We start from the raw sequence: 2,320 nt of genomic DNA on the forward strand, positions 1-2,320 counted from the left end.
TCCAGCAATGCAAAGATCTGATCATCAAGTGTTCTGAAAATCGCAATGCGATCCGTTTCGGTTTGAAGGGTGCGTGCCCCTTGCTGCGGGATGTTGGCAGCGGGCCCGACTTCTACCCATGTCAGAGTGTTGCTCATCTGTCTTACTCCGCTGCGACCATCGAAAGGGGGGTGAATTCGTGCGCGTCAACGCCTTCGGATGCGCGTTCTGCCCATGGATCAATCTGCGCTGTTTTCTGACTGATCATGAAGCGTTCAAACAGCGCCTTGCGGTTAGCTTCATCATCGACGACCCGTTCCTGAACATGTTTCAGGCCAACCCGTTCGATCCAAGGGGCCGTGCGTTCAAGGTAACGGGCCTCTTCCCGGTAAAGTTGAATGAAGGCGCCGCAATATTCCTTGACCTCGTCGTCAGAGGTGACCTTGCACAAAAGATCGGTCGCACGGACATGAATGCCACCATTGCCACCAACATGCAGGTCCCAGCCCCCATCGGTGGCCACAACGCCGAAATCCTTGATGGTTGCTTCGGCGCAGTTACGCGGGCAGCCCGATACGGCCATTTTGAACTTGTGGGGCATCCATGACCCCCATGTCATTTTTTCCAGTTCGACGGCCATGCCCATCGACATCTGGGTGCCAAAGCGACACCATTCCTGCCCAACGCAGCTTTTGACCGTTCTAAGCGATTTGCCATAGGCATGACCCGATACCATGCCCGCCGCATTCAGATCGGCCCAGACAGCCGGCAGGTCTTCTTTTTTGACCCCCAAAAGGTCAATGCGCTGACCGCCGGTAACCTTGACGGTGGGAATTTCGAACTTGTCAGCAACATCGGCAATCGCACGCAATTCGCGCGGGTTGGTCAAGCCACCCCACATGCGCGGAATGACCGAATAGGTGCCGTCTTTCTGGATGTTGGCGTGAACGCGTTCGTTGATAAAGCGTGACGCACCGTGATCGACATATTCACCCGGCCACGCCGCCAGCAGGTAATAGTTCAAAGCCGGGCGGCAAACATGGCAGCCATCAGATGACTTCCATTCCAGTTCCTGCATGACAGCCGGCATGGATTTCAGGTTTTTGGCAATGATCAGGCGACGGACGCTGTCATGATCATGATCAGTACAGGTACAGATCGGCTTGACCGTCGCGGCCTGATAATCGCCGCCAAGGGTTGCAGCCAACAGGTTTTCAACAAGGCCAGAGCATGACCCGCAGGATGCCGATGCCTTGGTGTGGCCTTTGACCTCATCAAGGGTGGTCAGGCTCTTTTCACTGATGGCGGCAACGATCGATCCTTTGCAAACGCCGTTACAGCCACAAATTTCTGCATCGTCTGGCAGGGCTGCAACGGCATCAAGAGGGTTTCCAGAAGATCCCCCCGCAAATGCCTGACCAAAGGCAAGTGTGTCACGCAGTTCGGTGACGTCTTCACCGTCCTTCATCAGCTGGAAATACCAGCCGCCATCGGATGTGTCGCCATACAGGACCGCACCCTTGATCTTGCCGTCTTCAAGGACGATGCGCTTGTAAACGCCGCGACCGGCATCGCGAAAAACGATTTCCTCTGTCTCGCCGCCGCCGGAAAAATCACCTGCGGAAAAAACATCGACGCCTGTCACCTTAAGCTTGGTCGAGGTGACTGAGCCGGTATAGCCATCGGTTTCGATTTCGGCCATGTGATCGGCCAGTGATTTGGCCATTTCAAACAGCGGGGCGACCAGGCCATAGCATTGACCACGGTGCTGAACGCATTCTCCAACGGCAAAGATCGCCGGATCACTGGTGGTCATGACATCGTCAACCACGATGCCGCGTTCGACTGCAACACCCGCGTCTGCGGCAAGGCGCCCATTGGGGCGAATGCCAACAGCCATAACCACCAGATCAGCCGGGATCATGCGTCCGTCTTTAAGGCGAACCCCGGTAACATTTTCGCTGCCAACGATTTCGGCGGTATCGGCCTCGGTAATTACCGTGATGCCGCGACGTTCCAGTTCTTGCGCCAGAAGATAACCTGCCGACGGGTCAAGCTGGCGTTCCATAACATGGCCTGCCAGATGCAAAACCGTGACATCCATGCCGCGCGATTGTAGGCCAACAGCCGCTTCAAGGCCCAGAAGGCCGCCGCCGATGACGACTGCCGGGCCGCCCTTGGCTGCTGCGCCAAGCATGGTGTCGACATCATCGACATCGCGGAAGGTGACAACGCCGTCAAGCTTGTGACCGGGAACCGGGATGATGATCGGATCAGAACCGGTTGCCAGCAAAAGCTGGTCATACTCGGTTTCGGTTCCGCTTTTGGAAATCACCACTTT

At 56.2% G+C, this 2,320-nt stretch carries 1 protein-coding gene; it reads right to left on the reverse strand.

The annotated features are described in order from the left end of the window. Nucleotides 1–142: 142 nt before the first annotated feature. Nucleotides 143–2,320: nitrite reductase large subunit NirB (gene nirB, locus B3Z49_RS21765; protein ID WP_296994913.1), on the reverse strand; the 2,178-nt coding region annotated here is incomplete at its 5' end.

This window comes from Thalassospira sp. UBA1131, from assembly GCF_002311515.1.
In the GTDB taxonomy this organism is placed as follows: Bacteria; Pseudomonadota; Alphaproteobacteria; order Rhodospirillales; family Thalassospiraceae; genus Thalassospira.